At 65.2% G+C, this 16,451-nt stretch carries 15 protein-coding genes; 9 read left to right on the top strand and 6 right to left on the bottom strand.

Annotation, left to right across the window (positions count from 1 at the left end; genetic code table 11):
- Positions 1 to 59: 59 nt before the first annotated feature.
- From NTU39_RS23045 to NTU39_RS23025, 5 genes are all read left to right on the top strand, one after another.
- A complete protein-coding gene (locus NTU39_RS23045) occupies positions 60 to 629 on the top strand; it encodes a YqgE/AlgH family protein (RefSeq protein ID WP_150666620.1) in 570 nt (189 codons plus the stop codon).
- On the top strand, positions 626 to 1,066 hold the full coding sequence (gene ruvX / locus NTU39_RS23040) for a Holliday junction resolvase RuvX (protein ID WP_150576002.1): 441 nt from the start codon (positions 626 to 628) through the stop codon (positions 1,064 to 1,066). Before NTU39_RS23045 ends, ruvX begins: the two co-directional genes overlap by 4 nt.
- 74 nt (positions 1,067 to 1,140) lie before the next feature.
- Positions 1,141 to 2,118 (top strand): aspartate carbamoyltransferase catalytic subunit, encoded by a 978-nt coding sequence (locus NTU39_RS23035; RefSeq protein ID WP_150666618.1) that lies wholly within the window; start codon positions 1,141 to 1,143, stop codon positions 2,116 to 2,118.
- Positions 2,119 to 2,125: 7 nt separating this feature from the next.
- Complete coding sequence (locus NTU39_RS23030; RefSeq protein ID WP_257958656.1) at positions 2,126 to 3,394, top strand: dihydroorotase; 1,269 nt, start codon at positions 2,126 to 2,128, stop codon at positions 3,392 to 3,394.
- A 12-nt stretch (positions 3,395 to 3,406) separates the two neighbouring features.
- Positions 3,407 to 4,237: a lysophospholipid acyltransferase family protein gene (locus NTU39_RS23025; protein WP_150666616.1), complete on the top strand. Its 831-nt coding sequence runs from the start codon at positions 3,407 to 3,409 to the stop codon at positions 4,235 to 4,237.
- Positions 4,238 to 4,325: 88 nt separating this feature from the next.
- On the opposite strand, the gene NTU39_RS23020 is transcribed toward NTU39_RS23025, so the two are convergent.
- The 6 genes from NTU39_RS23020 to NTU39_RS22995 all read right to left on the bottom strand — a co-directional run bounded on the left by NTU39_RS23020 (position 4,326) and on the right by NTU39_RS22995 (position 11,217).
- Positions 4,326 to 5,345, bottom strand: coding sequence for a symmetrical bis(5'-nucleosyl)-tetraphosphatase (locus NTU39_RS23020; RefSeq protein WP_150666867.1), 1,020 nt, complete (start codon positions 5,343 to 5,345; stop codon positions 4,326 to 4,328).
- A 97-nt stretch (positions 5,346 to 5,442) separates the two neighbouring features.
- Positions 5,443 to 6,534, bottom strand: coding sequence for an MraY family glycosyltransferase (locus NTU39_RS23015; RefSeq protein WP_150666866.1), 1,092 nt, complete (start codon positions 6,532 to 6,534; stop codon positions 5,443 to 5,445).
- Positions 6,528 to 7,682: a glycosyltransferase family 4 protein gene (locus NTU39_RS23010; RefSeq protein ID WP_174985227.1), complete on the bottom strand. Its 1,155-nt coding sequence runs from the start codon at positions 7,680 to 7,682 to the stop codon at positions 6,528 to 6,530. Before NTU39_RS23010 ends, NTU39_RS23015 begins: the two co-directional genes overlap by 7 nt.
- 7 nt (positions 7,683 to 7,689) lie before the next feature.
- Entirely contained in the window at positions 7,690 to 8,832 is a 1,143-nt protein-coding gene (locus NTU39_RS23005) for a glycosyltransferase (RefSeq protein WP_257958655.1), read from the bottom strand.
- Positions 8,829 to 9,962: a glycosyltransferase family 4 protein gene (locus tag NTU39_RS23000; protein ID WP_257958654.1), complete on the bottom strand. Its 1,134-nt coding sequence runs from the start codon at positions 9,960 to 9,962 to the stop codon at positions 8,829 to 8,831. The genes NTU39_RS23005 and NTU39_RS23000 overlap by 4 nt, the downstream gene beginning before the upstream one ends.
- A 28-nt stretch (positions 9,963 to 9,990) precedes the next feature.
- The gene (locus NTU39_RS22995) at positions 9,991 to 11,217 is read right to left on the bottom strand and encodes an oligosaccharide flippase family protein (protein WP_150666862.1); all 1,227 of its coding nucleotides are present in this window, start codon (positions 11,215 to 11,217) and stop codon (positions 9,991 to 9,993) included.
- Positions 11,218 to 11,552: 335 nt separating this feature from the next.
- Here NTU39_RS22995 and NTU39_RS22990 point away from each other — a divergent pair, with 335 nt between their 5' ends.
- The 4 genes from NTU39_RS22990 (at position 11,553) to waaA (ending at position 16,417) form a co-directional block, all read left to right on the top strand.
- Entirely contained in the window at positions 11,553 to 12,950 is a 1,398-nt protein-coding gene (locus NTU39_RS22990) for a phosphomannomutase/phosphoglucomutase (RefSeq protein WP_150662115.1), read from the top strand.
- A 243-nt stretch (positions 12,951 to 13,193) separates the two neighbouring features.
- On the top strand, positions 13,194 to 14,177 hold the full coding sequence (waaC, locus tag NTU39_RS22985) for a lipopolysaccharide heptosyltransferase I (protein ID WP_246184785.1): 984 nt from the start codon (positions 13,194 to 13,196) through the stop codon (positions 14,175 to 14,177).
- Positions 14,178 to 14,182: 5 nt separating this feature from the next.
- Entirely contained in the window at positions 14,183 to 15,106 is a 924-nt protein-coding gene (gene kdoO, locus NTU39_RS22980; protein WP_150666861.1) for a Kdo hydroxylase KdoO, read from the top strand.
- 3 nt (positions 15,107 to 15,109) lie between these two features.
- On the top strand, positions 15,110 to 16,417 hold the full coding sequence (gene waaA / locus NTU39_RS22975; protein ID WP_150666869.1) for a lipid IV(A) 3-deoxy-D-manno-octulosonic acid transferase: 1,308 nt from the start codon (positions 15,110 to 15,112) through the stop codon (positions 16,415 to 16,417).
- The last annotated feature ends 34 nt before the right edge of the window (positions 16,418 to 16,451 follow it).

Raw genomic sequence — 16,451 nt, 5'->3', positions numbered from 1 at the left:
CCGCGGGGCGCAAAACCGGGCGGCAGTCCGTCAAACAGGTTCCGATAAATTTTGGCCCTATGCCGAACGACCGTATCAACCTTACGAATCAGTTCCTCATCGCCATGCCGGGCATGGCCGATCCTACCTTTTCCGGCACCGTCGTCTATCTGTGCGAGCACAGTGAAAAGGGCGCGATCGGGCTGGTGATCAACCGTCCGACCGACATCGATCTCGCGTCGCTTTTCGAACGGCTCGATCTCAAGCTGGAAATCGATCCCCTTGCGCATCAACCGGTCTTCTTCGGCGGTCCGGTGCAGACCGAGCGCGGCTTTGTGCTGCATGACGCCACAGGTACGCCGTACAGCTCGTCGCTGTCGGTGCCGGGCGGTCTCGAGATGACGACCTCCAAGGACGTGCTCGAAGCCGTGGCCAATGGCCAGGGACCGACCCGCTTCCTGCTCACGCTGGGCCATTCGGGCTGGAGTGCAGGACAGTTGGAAGACGAAATCAGCCGTAACGGCTGGCTGACGGTGGCGGCCGATCCGGGCATCGTGTTCGATGTACCGCCAGCCGAGCGTTTCGACGCTGCGCTGGCGCTGCTTGGCGTCACGTCGTCGATGCTGTCCGCCGACGCGGGTCACGCATGACCGCTGGCAAGACGGCGGGCAGTTCCACGGTGCTGGGTTTCGATTACGGCGAGCGCCGTATCGGGGTTGCGATCGGTAATCTGATGCTGCGCGAGGCGCGCGCCCTCACGGTTGTCGCGAATCTGAATCGCGACGTTCGCTTCGCCGAAATGGGTAAACTCATCGCCGAGTGGCAACCCGAGCTGATCGTCGTAGGCCTGCCGTGCCATCCGGACGGCACGCCGCACGAAATGACCCAGCAGGCCAAGCGCTTCGGCAATCAACTCAACGGGCGGTTCGACGTGCCTGTCGTCTGGGTCGACGAGCGCTACTCGTCGGTGGCCGCTGCGGCGGCGCTGGCCGAAGCGGGCATCAAGGTCTCGCAGAAGACGTCGCTCGACGCCGAAGCCGCTCGCATCATCCTCCAGCAGTACTTCGACGAGCATGTGCCTGCCTGACATCCCCACGCCTCACGCGACGCAGACCACGGCGCCTGCGCTGGCCATCCGCGGCCCTGCGACGGAGCGCGCCCATGGCTAACGGCATTCTCGGCCGTCGCGGTCATCCCCAACTCACCCGCAATGGCGAGCTGAAGCATTTGCTGACGGTCGAGGGGTTGCCGCGTGCCGTGCTCATGCACATTCTCGACACGGCCACGCAGTTCGTGAGCGTGAACGATGCCGATGTCAAGAAGGTGCCGCTGCTGAGCGGCAAATCCGTTTTCAATCTGTTCTTCGAGAACTCGACGCGTACGCGTACAACGTTTGAAATCGCGGCAGCACGCCTGTCCGCAGATGTGCTGAATCTGAATATCAATGCGTCGTCGACGAGCAAGGGCGAGACGTTGCTCGACACCATCGGCAACCTGTCGGCGATGCATGCGGATCTGTTCGTCGTGCGTCACGCCCAATCGGGGGCGCCGTATCTGATTGCCGAGCATTGCGCGCCGCACGTCCACGTGATCAACGCAGGTGACGGACGTCACGCGCACCCGACGCAGGGCTTGCTCGATATGTACACGATTCGCCATCACAAGGGCGAATTCCAGAATCTGACGGTGGCGATCGTGGGCGACATTCTGCACTCGCGCGTCGCCCGCTCCGACATCCACGCACTGACGACGCTCGGCGTGCCCGAAGTGCGTGCCATCGGCCCGCGCACGCTGCTGCCGACGGGCCTTGAGCAACTCGGCGTGCGCGTGTTTCACGACATGGACGAAGGGTTGCGAGACGTCGATGTCGTCATCATGCTGCGATTGCAAAACGAACGCATGAACGGCGCGTTGTTGCCCTCGGCGTCCGAGTACTTCAAGTATTACGGACTGACGCCGGCGCGTCTGGCGCTCGCGAAGCCCGATGCCATCGTGATGCATCCCGGGCCGATGAACCGGGGCGTGGAGATCGACTCGGCGGTGGCGGATGGCCCGCAATCGGTCATCCTCGAACAAGTCTCGTTCGGCATTGCCGTGCGGATGGCGGTGATGAGTATCGTCGCCGCAAATAACGGGTAAGCGCGCCATGAAACTGCATCTGAAGGGTGGCCGCGTGATCGATCCTGCAACGCGTCTCGACCGTGTACAGGACGTCTTTATCGCCGACGGCGAACTGCTGACGCTCGATGCATCGCCCGCCGACTTCACGGCCGAGCGCACCGTCGACGCGAAAGGGCTGATCGTCGTGCCGGGCCTCGTCGATCTGTCCGCGCGGCGAATGACGGCGGCAAGCGAAGCGACGGCGGCGCTCGCCGGTGGCGTGACGCGCGTGGTGTGCCCGCCCGACACCGATCCCGTACTCGACGAACCGGACCTTGTGGAGATGCTGCAACTGCGCGCCCGCGCAACGCATCTCGCACAGGTTCATCCGCTGGGTGCGTTGACGGTCGGTCTCGCAGGCCGCGAACTCACCGAGATGGCGCAACTGACCCAAGCCGGATGCATCGGTCTGTCGCAAGCGAACGCCGCGATGGCTGATAACCGCACGCTGCTGCGCGCGCTGCAATACGCCGGTACGTTCGGGCTGGCGGTCTGGCTGCGGCCGCAGGATGCGGCACTCGCGGCGGGCGGCGTGGCTGCGAGCGGTGCGGTGGCGTCGCGTCTCGGGCTGGCGGGCATTCCGGTCGCGGCCGAGACCATTGCGTTGCATACCATTCTCGAACTCGTCCGGGTGACGGGCACGCGCGTGCATCTGTGCCGCTTGTCGTCGGCGGCTGGCCTCGCGCTCGTGCGTGCGGCGAAAGCCGAAGGGTTGCCGGTCACGTGCGACGTCGCCGCGCACCATCTCCATCTCACGGACATGGACATCGGATACTTTGACGCGCAATACCGGCTCGATCCGCCGCTGCGCTCGCAGCGCGATCGTGAAGCCGTGCGTGATGCCGCGCGGGACGGTACGATTGACGCCGTTTGCTCGGACCATACGCCGCTTGCGCCCGACGCCCGTCTCGTCCCCTTCGCCGAAGCCGAGCCGGGGGCAACGGGCCTCGAACTGCTCCTGTCGCTGGTGTTGAAGTGGGCCGAGGAATCGCGGGTGCCGCTCGTCGATGCGCTCGCCCGGGTGACGCACGGTCCCGGTCAGCGATTGGCGGCAGTGGCCCCGGGGGCAGGCCGTTTGTCGTCGGGCCACGCGGCGGATGTCTGCGTGTTTGCGCCGTCAACGTACTGGACCGTGTCCGCGCCGCAGTTGCGCAGCGCCGGTCATAACACCCCGTTTCTGGGATACGAACTACCGGGCCAGGTACGGCTCACGCTGGTCGGTGGCCGCGTGGCGTACGAAGCCCCTTGCGTCTAGGATGCGACTGCCGTGCTGTTGATCAAAAAACTTCGTCTTGGCCTGCATCTCGCGCGCGGCATGTTGACTGCGGCGACGCTGTTTCCATTTCTGTCGCAGCCGCAGAAAGATCGTCGCATCCGTGCGTGGTCGCAGAAGCTGCTGAAACTTTGCGGCATGCGTCTGGAAGTGGAGCAGCACGCGCCGGTGCCGGAAGGGGGCGTGATGCTGCTGTGCAATCACGTGTCCTGGATCGACATCTTTGCGCTGAATGCGTGGCAACCAGTGCGTTTCGTCGCCAAGGCGGAGATTCGTCATTGGCCGCTCGTCGGCTGGCTGTGCGTGCAGACGCGGACGATCTTCCTGCAACGCGAGCGACGTGCCGATGCGCGCCGCATCATGCATTACCTGGCCGATTGCCTGCGCGACGGCGACATCATCACCGTCTTCCCTGAAGGCACGACGACGGACGGCCGCAGTCTGCTGCCGTTCCATGCGAACTTGTTGCAAGCGCCGGTCACGACGGGCAAGCCGGTCCAGCCACTGTGCCTGTTCTATACGGACGCGGCGAGCGGACGCCACACGATGGCCCCGGCCTACATCGGCGAAACGAGCCTGATCGAATCCATCGACATGATTTTGCGTGCGCCGCCGATGACGGTGCGTCTGTCGATCGGCGCACCGCAATATCCGCAGGACGGCGAGCATCGCCGTGAGTTCACGTTGGGCGCACAGCAGGCCGTTGGCGCTGCATTGCAGGGCTTCCTGCCCGAAGCCGTGCTGCCGGAGAGTGGCTCGGTCGGTTCGCGTGCGTCGGGACTGGGTGACGACGAAAGCGATGCCGTGCAGGCGGTTCAGGTCTGACTCGGCCGAACGAAAAGAAAAACGGCGCCTGCGAGGCGCCGTTTTCGTTTGAGGGGGACGGGGACGTGTCAGACGTTCGCGGTGTCGATCACTCGCCTTTGCGCTTCGTTCCTTTGTCTGCCTTGTCAGGCTTGTCCGCCTTCTCTGCCTTTGCCGCCTTCTCCAGCTTGCGCGCGGCCTTTTCGACCTTGCCGAACTTATCCAGCTTCTCGGCTTTCGCGGCCTTCAGTGCGTCCTCGGCCTTGTCGGCCGTTTTCATCTTGCTGCGCTTCTTGTCGGCGAAGGCAAGCGGGTCGCGAATCTGCGGGCAGTCGATCTGAATCAGCTCGCGCCCGGCGGGCGAGTCGGCGAGTTTCACCGCAGTGAGCTTGCCGCCCCAGACGCAGCCTGTGTCCAGACCGAGGATGTTGTCGCGCATCACCAGCCCGAGCGCCGACCAATGCCCGAAGACCATCGTGACGCCTGCTGTGCGACGGCCCGGGGCGTCGAACCACGGCTTGAGCGTTTCGGTCGAGGCATCGGCACCTTCCTTGATCTTGAAGTCGATCCGTCCGTCAGCGGAGCAAAAGCGCATGCGCGTGAGCGCGTTGATCGTGAGACGCCGGCGGTCTTCGTCGCTCAGGTCCGGCTGCCACTGGTCGGGCTGATTGCCGAACATGCGCGAGAGGAATGTCTTCCAGTCGTCGCCGCGCAGTTGCGTCTCGACATCGCGCGCGAGCGAGACGACCTGCTCGGCGTCCCACTGCGGCAGCACACCGGCGTGCACCATCAGATGCCCGTGGGCGAGGTGTGCCAGCGGCTGACGGCGTACCCAGTCGATGAGTGCGTCGCGCTCGGGCGCGTTGAGAATGTCGTCGAGGGTGTCGCTGCCATGCGCCTGACGCACGCCAGCCGCCACGGCCAGCAAATGCAGATCGTGATTGCCGAGCACGGCGGTGACACGGTCACCCAATGCAATGACCTGACGCAGCGTATCGAGCGAGCGCGGGCCGCGATTGATCAGATCGCCGGCAAGCCAGAGATCTGCGTCCTGGGGGAGGCGCTCGAGCAGTTGTTCAAACGACGTTTGGCAACCCTGGAGGTCGCCGATGGCATAGATGTCACGCATCGCGATGGTGGCGCTGTCTTGTCTTGTTATCCCGATCAGGGGGCTTCCGTGTGCCGCGGCCGAGCACCTTATCCGGTGCGTCGCCCCCCGTGGTCATTCATTTCTTGTAGATCAGCCAGCGCGGCACTTTGAAGCGGACGATGCTCAGGTACAGCCACACATACGTCACCATGAAGGCGACGCAGCACAGTGCGAGCACCACGCTATGCCGCCAGAAGACCGTCGCCGGGATCACTGCCAGCAAGCATAGCAGCCAAAGGTAAGGAGAGGTCAAGGAATTGCGCTGCGTGAGCGCACTCGCAGTGCGTGCCCCGGCCGCCCAGCGCATCATGCGTTTATAGACCAGCATATGCAGATGGACGCCGTCGGGGATGCCGGGCGACATGCCGCGAACGAAGCGCTTGCGATAGATCGAGAAGCACACCTCGAACGCCGGGTAGATCACCATCAGCGCGGGATACCACGGCGAGACCTGCGGGTTGCGCATGACCAGCAGCACGGCGATCTCGGCCAGCATGAAGCCAAGGAAATAGGCGCCGCCATCTCCCAGAAAAATCAGTCCACCGGGGAAGTTGAAGATGAAGAAACCGAGGATGGCGCCCACCATGATCATCGACGTGGTGAGCACGATGGGGTCCTGCACCTGGAACCCGACATAGCCGAGCGACGCGAACATGATCATCGCGACCATGGCGGCGAGTCCGTTGAAGCCGTCGATGATGTTCACGGCATTGGCCATGCCCGCCACGCACAGCACCGTGAGTGGCACCGACACGGCGGCCACGATCAGGGTGCGGTCGACCACGCCGATGTCGAGGCGGGTGATGTGAATGTCGAGCACGAGCCACGCGAGCAGAGCGGCGAACATCGTGCAGACGAGACGCACCGTCGGTGAGACCTTCTTGGTCAGATCTTCGATGAAGCCGGACAGGAACGCAGGCAGGCCACAGGCGACGAGCAGCAGAATGTCGCGCGACACCTTGGGGTACGAAAAGCCGAGTGCCGTGGCCGCGACGATCAGACCGGCGAGGATGCCGACACCACCGATGCGCGGCACCGGGCGCACGTGAAACTTCTGCACGCCGGCGACATCGCTATCACCAGAGAAGCGGGCGTGAACGTGCGCGTAGCGGACGATCAGCAGCGTCGCGACAAACGACACGACGAGGGCGATGGCAAGACTCAGCATGATGCGGGAAGGGATCCGAGAATCCGAAAATACTCTGCAATGACGACATGTTCGTCGAATTCGCGCGCTACTTTAGCACGCCCGGCGTCGCCCATTTGCGCAAGCGCGGCCGAGGATGTCCCGGCCACCGCGCGCAGACAGGCGGTCAACGCGGCGGCGTCGCGCGCAGGCACGAGATGCCCGGTGACGCCGTTGTCGATCACATCGCGGCAGCCCGGCACGTCGCTTGCGATGAGCGGCCTGCCCATCGCACTGGCTTCGAGCAACGTGCGCGAGAGGCCTTCGCGGTACGACGGCAGCACCACACAATGGGCGTTGGCAATGAGCGGTCGCACGTCGCTGGTCGTGCCGAGGTACTCGACGATGCCTTCGCGTTGCCAGGCCTCGACTTCGCTGCGTGAGATGGCCGTGGGGTTCTCGACGTCTGCCGCACCCAGTATCTGGAATGTGACGTGTGGCATTTGCGCACGCAACGTTCTCGCGGCTTCCACGTACTCCAGCACGCCTTTGTCGCGCAGCAGTCGCGCGATGAGCAGGAACCGCATCGGCGAAGGGGCCTGATCGGGCGAAGTGTCAGATGCTGGCCACGGGGCCTTGGCGAAGTGCGCGAGGTCGACGCCCTCACCCGGCAGCAGACGCGTCTTGGCGAGCGCCACGAGTCCGCCGTCCACGAAGGCACGATGGTCTTCGACGTTGAGAAACCAGTTCTCGAGCGTGTGACGGAACGCCACGCGGTAGAGCTGACGCGCGAGTCGCGTCGTCAACGATTCGCGAATGAAGACATAGCCGAGACCGGTCGTCATCGACACCGCAGGGATGCGGGCGAAATGTGCGGCGATGGAACCGTAGATGTTTGGCTTGATGGTGTAGTGAAAGACGACGGCGGGCCGCACCTTCCGGTACAGCCGATAGAGCCGCCACATCAACCCGAGGTCCTGCACCGGGTTCTGGCCTTTGGCCGCCATCGGCACACAGTGGACGACGCAACCCATTTCGGCGAGCCGCGCGGCAAATTCGTCGTCGGGCGCGGCGACGTGCACCGGGTGGCCCGCGGCGAGCAACGCGGCAATGGGGCCACGCCGGAAGTTGTAGATCGACCAGAAGGTGTTGGAGCAGAGCAGGACCGGAGATGCCATTGACGTTGCCATGACGAAATCAGTAGCCCGCGCGCCGCGTGGCGCGCAGGTGCGAATAAGTGTCGAGCCATCGCGTCACGATGGCGTCGAGCGAGAAATGCGTGACGATGCGTTCGCGGTTAGCCGCGCCGAGGGCCTGACGTGCTTCGGCGCTGGCACGCAGTTGGCGAAGCAGGGCGTCGCCGAGGGCTTGCGCATCGCCGACGGGCACCAGCGTGTTGTGTGCGCCACCGTGTTGCGCGTCGCCCAACAGTTCGCGAACCCCGCCGCAGTCCGTCGACACGACGGGCAGACCGCTCGCCATTGCTTCACCGACCACGAGCGGCAACCCCTCCCACGCGGACGACATGACATACACGTCGGCAGCCTGCATCCATTGCGCGATGTCGTTGCGACGGCCGAGCAACGTCACGGCGTGTGCGAGGCCGCGGGCGTCCACGTGCGCCTGTACAGAAGCGCGCAACGGGCCTTCGCCCGCGATGAACAGTCGCGCTTCCGGCATGGCGTTCGCGACGTACGCGAAGGCGTCGATCAGCGTCGGATAGTCCTTCGCTTCGACCATCCGCCCGGCCGCAAAAACGATGGGGGCGCCAGCATTCGGCAATACGTCGGACGCGTTGCGCCACGCGGCGCGTGCCTGTGCGTCCGGATGGTAGCGCCCGGTGTCGATGCCATTGGGCATGCTGACGATGCGCGCGGCGGGCGCGGCCCGTTGTGCGACGAATGCGGCGACAGCGTCGTCGCTCACGTTGGTCGTCAGATCCGTCCATCGATCGGTCAATCGATACGCGAGCATGCGCGCGCGGCCGCCTTCGTTGCGGCTGTGGGCGCTCGTCACCAGCACCGGCACGGGCGCAAACCAGCGCGCGACACGCGCCACCAGGTTGGCGTGGACCATATGGGCGTGCACGACATCCGGCTGCCAAGTCCTCAGATACGCCGCAAACCGGACCAATGCCCCGATCAGCGACCCCGGCGATTTGCCTGCCTTCAGTTCGACGAGCGTGAACTGCGGCGACGTCGGCAGCGCGATGGCGCACGGGCCGGTCAGCGAGACGAGCGTGACGTCATGGCCCCGCGCGAGAAACCCCCGCGCGAGATCGGCCACCTGCGTTTCCGCGCCGCCGAGTTGCAGCCCGGTGACGAACAACACGATCTTCATCGCGTGGCCTCCGTGGCGGAGACGCCGTTGGGCAAATCGTCCGCCCAGAGCACTTCCCAGCGCTCGGCGATGGCGTCCGCACGGAAGTCCTGCGCGTGCGCGTAACCGGCCAACCCGAACTGACGGCGCAGCGCGGCATCGCCGATTAGTCGACGCAGTGCATCGGCCAATGCCGGAATATCGCCGTCGTCCACGACGAGGCTGTCGACGCCGTCATGCAGCAGGGCGCGCGGTCCGGCGTCGGCCGCGAAGGCGACGACCGGCAACGCATACGCCTTGGCTTCGAGCAGCACCAGCCCGAAACTCTCACGTCGCGACGGCAGGCAGTAGATCGACGCGCGCGCATAGTGCTGCGCAATGTCGGACACGGCGGGCAGCAACCGGACGGTGTCGCCAACGCCGGTCTTGTGCGCGTGAGCGAGCAGATCGTCACGCAACTCGCCGTCGCCGACGATATGCACCTGCCAACCCGATGCGTCGGCGGCGATGCTTGTCCACGCATCGATCAGGCGATCGAAACCCTTATCGGGGATGAGACGGCCGACGGCAAGAATGCACCGCTCGTCGCCGTGCACGGGCGGCGTGCCGGGCATCGGGATGCCGAGCGGATTGGCCACCGTGACGAATTGCGCGCGCGCGTCGGGATGATGCGTCTGCCAGGCGCTGCGGTCTGCATCCGTGAGCACGACGACCGCGTCGTAGCGACGCGCGGCCAGCGCACGCGCCCATCGGCGTGCGCGACGGCCGAGATCGCTCGCATACGTGCTGTGCTCCCAGGCGATGCGCCGCAGCGGCAGGCCCAGCGTCGCGGGCACAGTGAAGAGCGCGAGCATCGGATCGACGTCGATCATCGCCTCGATGCCATGCTCGCGAACATATCGCCGCACCTGCCGCACGATGGACAGGTAGTGGCGTTTGAACGCCAGGCGTGCAGCGAACAGCGCGTGATGCGCGACACCGGGTGCGAGCGGAAAGACGGGCGTGTGACCCCACAGCGACAGCACGTGGACGCGATGCCCGCGTGCGGCGAGCGCGTTGGCCAGCGTGGCGGTCGCGCGCTCGGCACCGGCGAAGGCGGCGAGCGTGCCCGTGAACAGGCAGATCGTGCGCGCGGGGGGCAATGGATTCATGACAGTTGAGCCGGAAGTCGTCATCGTCTCAATCCCGCCGAAGCAGCCACACGCCGAGCACCAGCGCCGCAGCGTAACCCGCGCCATAACCCAGTGCCCCGGCCAGCGCGCCGAGCTGCGGTGCCAGACCCCGCACGACGACGAATGCCACGACGGCCGCGCACAGCCATTTCGCGATCACCCAGCGGCCAGCGCCGCGACGCACGAGCGTGAGGTTCAGAGCGGCGTCTGCAAACACGAGAATCCCCATGAGCGCCGAGACGCGCAGGATCTGCGCCGATTCCGCGAATCCCGCACCGTAAATCAGATGCACGATCCACGGCGCGAGCACGGCGATCGGAATGGCCAGACTCGCACCGGCGGCGACCATGAGCCAGACGGCGCGGACTGTGTTACGTCGCGCCGTCAGGTTGTCCATCGTCTGAAAAATCAATTGGGGTGCGAGCGAGTTCGCGATGATCGGTGCGACGAGCACAAAGTTCTCCGTAACCTGCATGGCGGCCGCGTAAGCTCCCAGTTCCGAGAGTGGAATGATCGGCTTGAGCACGAGCTGGTCGATGCGCTTGAACAGCATCATCAGCATCAGCCCGCCCCAGAAGGTCGAACCGCTTGCCAGCAAGTCGATCAGCAGACGACGGCTCCAGACGATCGCCGTCTTCGGCGAATTCCGCAGGTAGTAGCGCACGAGCAGCGCGGCTGCCACAACCGCCTCGACGGCGTAGACGACAGCGAAAGCCGCCACGTTCGCATGGGTGACGAACAGCACCGCGACCAGCGCGAGCTTCACGAACAACGCGCAGAGGTTGGCCGTCACACTGGGCCGGTTGAACGTGCGGGCTTGCAGCCAGGCGATCACGATGCCCGACGGCTCACGGAACCACAGCGCAACACCGAGCCAGAGCGTCACGACGACCAGATCGGACTCCGCAAAGCCGACGACGTAGATCGTGAGGATCGTATAGGCGACGGCCGCCGCCGCCAGCCGCAGCACGAAGGCATGTGCGATAACTGTGCGCTGTTCGTCTTCCGGCTTGCCGACCAGCCGGGGCACCACGACCTCGCTGCCGCATAGCAGCGTCAGCGACGCGGCGAGAAAGACAAGCGATTGTGCGTACTGAAACAGGCCGAACTGGGCCGCGCCGAGACTGCGGGCGAGCAGGCCGGAGACGGCAATGCCGCCGGCGATCTGTGCGCCGCGCTCGGTGAGCATCCAGAGGATGTTGCGAAAGATGGTCCGATAGGTTCGGTAGGGCATGGGCGCTCGCGCGTCTCACTCGTTCTCGAGATAAGCAAAACCGGCCTTGTGAGGCCGGTGCGGTGAACCGAAACTGGGACTGTCGGCGCTTGTCGGCTGGCGCGGCTACGGTCGGTAGGGCGAAAGTAGGTGCTGGCTGACAAGGGTTTGGGGAAATGCCGCAGTGCGGCGAAGTCCCGTATAATTTTAGCGTAATGCAGCCGCTCCCGGCCGGGCTTCCCGCCGGGATTTGCGTTTGTGATGCTGGCGGCCCCGATAGCTCTTTTTTGGCTCTTGACGGCGATTTTCGCCAACTGCTCAGCTTTCTCCCCCTCGTTTCCGAGAGACTCTTTCCCATGACGCAAACCACGCAAGTTTCGCCTGCGATTTTCAAGGCTTACGACATTCGCGGCATCGTCGGCAAGACGCTGGATGCCAACGTCGCGCACCTGATCGGACGCGCTTTCGGCACGGCGCTGCGTCGCGAAGGTGGCAATGCGGTCGTCGTCGGCCGTGACGGCCGCCTGTCCGGCCCCGAACTGGTCGGCGCACTGTCCGACGGCCTGCGCGCCGCTGGCGTCGATGTGGTCGACATCGGCGTTGTCGTCACCCCGATGGTGTACTTCGCTACGAACGTGACGCTGCACGGCCGCGTTGTCGACTCCGGCATCATGGTCACGGGCAGCCACAACCCGCCCGACTACAACGGTTTCAAGATGGTGCTGCGCGGACGCGCGATCTACGGCGACGCGATTCAGGGCCTCGCCAAGCTGATCGAGGCGCAGGACTTCGAAACGGGTCAGGGCACTTACACTGCCGACGAGATCGGCGAGTCGTATCGTGCGCGCATCGTCAACGATGTGCATCTCGCGCGTCCGATGAAGATCGCCGTGGACTGCGGCAACGGTGTGGCGGGCGCGTACGCCCCGGCGCTGTTCCAGGCGCTCGGCTGCGATGTCATCGAACTGTTCTGCGACGTCGACGGCACGTTCCCGAACCATCACCCGGACCCGGCGCATCCCGAAAACCTTCAGGACCTGATCCACACGCTGCAAACGACCGATGCCGAAATCGGTCTGGCGTTCGACGGCGACGGCGACCGTCTCGGCGTGGTGACCAAGGACGGCCAGATCATCTATCCTGACCGTCAACTGATGCTCTTCGCCGCCGAAGTGCTGAGCCGCAATCCGGGCGAGAAGATCATTTACGACGTGAAGTGCACGCGCAATCTCGCGAGCTGGGTGCGCAAGCACGGCGGCGAGCCGCTGATGTGGAAGACGGGCCACTCGCTGGTCAAGGCCAAGCTGAAGGAAACGGGCGCACCGCTCGCCGGCGAGATGAGCGGCCATGTGTTCTTCAAGGACCGCTGGTACGGTTTCGACGATGGTCTTTACACCGGTGCGCGTCTGCTCGAAATCCTCTCGAAGTCGGCCGATCCGAGCGCTGTGCTCAACGCGCTGCCGAACTCGATCTCGACGCCGGAGCTGCAAATTCCGCTGGCCGAGGGCGAGAACTTCGCACTGATCGACAAGCTGCGCGAGACCGCCAAGTTCGACGGCGCGCAGGACATCGTCAAGATCGACGGTGTGCGCGTCGAGTACCCGGACGGTTTCGGTCTGGCGCGTTCGTCGAACACCACGCCGGTCGTGGTGCTGCGTTTCGAAGCCGACAGCGACGCCGCCATCCAGCGTATTCAGGACGACTTCCGCCGCGCGATTCTGGCCGTCAAGCCCGACGCCAAGCTGCCGTTCTAAGGTTGGATGGCCGCCTGAATGGTCAACTGAGCGTCACCGGGCCGTCGTTGGACGATGGCTCGGAATGGCCTTGTAAGGCGGTCGTCGCGTAGTTCGTGGATGGACGCGGGCGTCAATCATGATTGGCGGGCCGGGACGGGGTAAAATCGCGGTTTTGCTCACGAGGCCCGGCCGAACCGCCGGGGCGTTCGGTTGCAGGTTCTGATCGTCAAAGTCTCGTCGCTCGGCGACGTCGTCCATAACATGCCCGTGGTGCAGGACATTCTGCACCGGTATCCCGACGCCCAGATCGACTGGGTCGTGGAAGAGGGATTCGTCGACCTCGTCAAACTCGTGCGCGGTGTGCGCCGGGTCATTCCGTTTGCGTTGCGCCGCTGGCGCAAGAAGCCGCTCGCGGCACGCACCTGGCAGGAGATCGGTGCGTTTCGCCGTGCCTTGCGCGAAACCCCTTACGACTACGTCATCGACACGCAGGGTCTGGTCAAGACCGGCTGGATCTCGCGCACCGCACGCGGCGCGGTCTGGGGGCTGGGCAACCGCACGGAAGGCGCCAGCTACGAATGGCCGGTGCGCTATCTGTATCAGCACATGGTGCGCATCGAGCCGCACACGCACGTGGTGACGCGTTCGCGTCTGCTGGTGGCCGAGGCGATGGGCTTCAAGGTGCCGGGCGAGATCGACTTCGGCATCGCCACCGAGCGGGCCGATCACAGTCAGTGCCCGGACCGTCCGTATGCGGTGTTTGTGCATGCGACCTCGCGAGACGACAAGACCTGGCCGGAAGACGATTGGGTCGCGCTGGGCCGCGATCTCGCATCGCAGGGATTCCTCATCGTCCTGCCGTGGGGCAGCGCTGCCGAGCGTGAGGTGTCGCGGCGTCTGGCCGCTGCGCTGGGCGAGGATGCCTGGGTGCCGCCGAAAATGAATCTGTCGCAGGTCGTCGGCCTGATCGATCGCGGGGCGATTACCGTGGGCGTGGACACCGGGCTGGTACATATCGCCGCAGCGCTGAACCGTCCGACCATCGAGCTATACAATTTCAGCACCGCGTGGCGCACCGGCGGGTTCTGGTCGCCGCGCATCGTCAATCTCGGCGACGCCGAACACAAGCCGACGCTCGCGCAGGTGCGCGACGCCGTGCGTGCGCTGGCACCTGCGCTGCCTTCGTCGTTGACGTCGTCGCCTGCGGCTGTGCCGGGCGGCACTGCCGCGTCTGAGGAGGACTGAATCGCATGAATCAAAACACTCAAGCTCACGACGCCAGCGAATCGAGCGCGAGCGGCCAGATCGTCACCGTCGCCTCGGGCGACTGGCAGGGCGGTCAGTTGCCGGTCGCGCGCGAGACGCTGGTCGCCGACGTCGAAGCCGGCAAGGTGCTGTACTTCCCGCATCTGGCCTTCGCCATCGACGCCGCCGAGCAAGCGTTGCTCGATCCGAAGATCGCCGATCCGAAGCGCAAGAACATCAGCCTCGACCCGAAGACCGGCGTGCTCGTGGGCGTGGCCGCCGACGACGCTACGCAGCGTGCCGTTCACGCACTGGTCAAGCGCTACTACACGCAGGCGTGCAGCCTGATCGATGGCCTGATGCCGGAGTATCGCGGCAAGCTGCGCGCCGCACCGACGAGCCTGCGACTGCATCAGGTGGAGACGCGTCAGACCTCATGGCGCAAGGACGACAGCCGTCTGCACGTCGACGCTTTCCCGTCGCGCCCGAACTATGGCGAGCGCATTCTGCGCGTGTTCACCAACATCAACCCGGCCGGTCAGCCGCGTGTGTGGCGCGTGGGCGAGCCGTTCGAGGACGTGGCGAAGCGCTTCCTGCCGAAGGTGCCGACGCAGTGGCCGGGCTCAGCCTGGCTGCAAAACGCCGTGGGCATCACCAAGCGCCCGCGCAGCGGCTACGACCACATCATGTTGCATCTGCACGATGGCATGAAGGCCGACATGGGGTATCAGCACGACGCGGACCAGCAGACCATGCCGTTCCCGCCGGGCAGCGTCTGGATCTGCTTCTCCGATCAGACGTCGCACGCCGTGATGTCCGGCCAGTTCATGATGGAACAGACCTTCTTCCTGCCCGCCGACGCGATGGTGCACCCCGAGTGCTCGCCGTTGGCGGTATTGCAACGTCTTACGCATCGCGCGCTGATCTGAATGTTGCTGCGTCTCGTCTATCGCGCGCTCTGGTGGATCGTCGCACCGCTGGCGGTGGTTCGCCTGTGGTGGCGCGGCCGTTTCGAGCCGGGCTATCGCCGTCACATCGGCGAGCGTTTCGGCTTCTACAGCACGCCGCCGTACACCGGCCGTCCGCTGATCTGGGTGCATGCGGTCTCCGTCGGGGAGACGCGCGCCGCGCAGCCGCTCATCGATGCGTTGCTGGAGCGCTATCCGTCGCACGGCGTCTTGCTCACACACATGACGCCGACGGGGCGCGCCACGGGCGAAAGCCTGTTCGGCGATCGCGTGGTGCGGTGCTATCTGCCGTACGACATGGTCGGTCCGATCCGGCGCTTCCTGAAGCACTGGCGGCCGAGCGTCGGCATGGTGATGGAGACGGAAGTCTGGCCGAACCTGATCTTCACGTGCCGCGAAGACGGCGTGCCGCTGGTGCTGACCAATGCGCGCATGTCGGCGCGCTCGTTCCGTCGAGCGGCGCGCTTCGGAGATGCGGCCAAACCGGTCTACGGCGGATTCAGTCGTGTGCTGGCGCAAAGCGATGCCGATGCAGAGCGTCTGCGCATGCTTGGGGCCAGCGACGTCGACGTGATGGGCAACCTCAAGTTCGACATGACGCCACCGCCTGCGCTGCTGGCGCTGGGCGCACGCTGGCGTGAGCGCTTCGGCGACCGTAAGGTGTGGCTGGCGGCGAGTACGCGCGACGGTGAAGAAGCGCAGGTGCTTCAGGCGCGTGCGATGCTCGCGTCGGCCTCTGACGAAGGACGTCGCTCGCTGCTGGTGCTCGTGCCGCGTCATCCGCAGCGTTTCGACGAAGTGGCGGCGATGCTCGAAAAGGTCCGCCTCAACTACGTGCGCCGCAGTGCATGGCCGGACGACGACACGCCGCTGCCCGCCGACGTCGACGTCGTACTCGGCGATTCGATGGGCGAGATGGCCGCTTACTTCTCGGCAGTCGACGTCGCGTTTATCGGTGGCAGTCTGCTGCCGCTGGGCGGTCAGAATCTGATCGAGGCGTGTGCGGCGGGTACGCCCGTAGTGTTCGGACCGCACATGTTCAACTTCACGCAGGCCAGCGAAAACGCGCTGGCAGCAGGCGCGGCCCGGCGTGTGAGCGATGCCGGTGAGCTGGCGTCGACGCTGGCCGACCTGCTGATCAACGACGACAAGCGGCTGGCGATGCGCACGGCAGCGTTGCTGTTCGCGAAGCAGCATCAGGGCGCAACCGCGCGCACCGTCACCGCGTTGGGACGCTGGCTCGATACCGGATTCGTCGCACCGCAGGAGTGATTCGATAAGACGTCGCAGCGCTGACGTCGGAAAG

It is taken from the genome of Pandoraea commovens (genome assembly GCF_024704525.1).
Classification (GTDB): Bacteria; Pseudomonadota; Gammaproteobacteria; order Burkholderiales; family Burkholderiaceae; genus Pandoraea; species Pandoraea commovens.
Note: the sequence above shows the minus strand (reverse complement) of the source record. Positions and strands in the feature narration are given on the sequence as shown.